This is a genomic window from Paraburkholderia ginsengisoli NBRC 100965 (genome assembly GCF_000739735.1).
GTDB lineage: Bacteria > Pseudomonadota > Gammaproteobacteria > Burkholderiales > Burkholderiaceae > Paraburkholderia > Paraburkholderia ginsengisoli.
In genome coordinates this window covers 1-1,520 of the sequence record NZ_BBJF01000043.1, presented here as the reverse complement: position 1 = coordinate 1,520, position 1,520 = coordinate 1, and the positions used below count along the sequence as shown (strand labels likewise).

Here is a 1,520-nt window from a genome sequence, read left to right as displayed (position 1 = left end):
GACACCCATTAGCGGCCTCGGTGTCAAGTGAGCAAACAACACCCTCGACTGGTCGAACAGCCGATTTCGATTTCACTGACCGAATGCAGTAGCCGAGCGCACCCGTTTCTTCGATTCATGGCTGCGACGGATCGCGCCAGACACCCATCAGGATCAAGCGATCGGCGTACATCAGTTGCCCGTCGCCCTGGTGGCTCTGCCACCCCAGAAGAACGTTGGTGCCGCAACACGTCCAATGAATTCGCACAATACTCGTGGTTGCCAGACGTCCGGCCCCAATCCAGGGCTGGCTCGTGTTGCAGGCGATCCGCTTTACTGCAAATCGGGGACGGCGGCACGGCATCCCATTCAATTGGGTGGCTTCTCACCAGTCAACGATCAGGGCTTGCCGGTCGCCGTCGTAACGCTTATGCGAAGCAGCGGTTCACATCAAATGGTTTTCGTTCCTTAAGCATGTGGAAGCACGCACGGGCGAGCTTGTGGGCGAGTGCCTTGCGTGCGACCACTGAATTTGTCCTGGCTTTCTTGCGCTCATAGAACTGCCTGGCCTCGGTGCTAAAGTGCATCGCGAAGTTGGCCGCTTCGATGAATGCCCAGCACAGGTATGGATTTCCGTTTCTCGTATTGCCTTCGCTTTTTTTCTTGCCATTGCTCATGCGCTGGCTGTCCACGCATCGCGCATAGGAGGCAAAGTTGCCGGCGCTGGCGAAGCGTTCAATGGTGCCTGTTTCCAGCACGATAATGGTCGCAAGCGTTTGACCAATGCCGGGCACCGTGGTCAGGAGGGAGTAGTCCGGACGCGGCGCGACCTTTTCCTGAAGACGCTTTTCCACGATGGCGATCTGTGAGGAGAGCGTCGTGATGAGCGCGACGTTCGCACGGACCGCGAGCGCTACGTCATCTGGAAGATGCAGCTGGTCGACAGCGGCCTGGTCCAGTTGCTTGACCTGATTGCTCGTGATTCGCGTGCCGGACTGACGCGCTGTAATGTTCTCAACGGCGAGAATGTGGCTGGTGCGGCTGCGTACCAGTTGCATGCGCTTGCGGGCCAGGTCGCGCACCTGACGGTGCTCCGCCGGCAATATGGTGCCAGTAGGAAGGATGCCCAGACGAAGCAGGTGGGCCAGGTATCGCGCGTCGGTCTCGTCGCCACTGTGCTTGAGCCCGTCGTACTTTTTTATCGCCGTGGTGTTGGCCAGATGGACCACGAAGCCGGCCGCCTGCAGGCCGTCGACAAGCCAGTACCAGTTGTACGTGGATTCGACCACGACGCCGGCCAGTTCGGCCCGCCAGGGGGCAAGAAGCGCCAGAATCTTTGCCAGGTCGTTCGGCAGTCGCCTCTCGGCGACCACGCGGTCGGTTTCGTCGATCACGCTCACCACGCTGTTATTCGAATGCAGGTCAATGCCGCTATAGTTCATGATGACCTCCTACCGGTTGAAGCGGTTTTGGCAAACTCACTTTAACCCCGTCGCCCGTCAGGGCGGCGGAGGGAGGTCCGCTAGATGATTTTCAATGAA

The 1,520-nt window shown here is 59.0% G+C and carries 1 protein-coding gene; it reads right to left on the bottom strand.

All coding sequences use genetic code 11. From position 1 onward, the window contains the following. Positions 1-407: 407 nt before the first annotated feature. Entirely contained in the window at positions 408-1,421 is a 1,014-nt protein-coding gene (locus BGI01S_RS28800) for an IS110 family RNA-guided transposase (RefSeq protein ID WP_042329821.1), read from the bottom strand. Positions 1,422-1,520 lie beyond the last annotated feature (99 nt).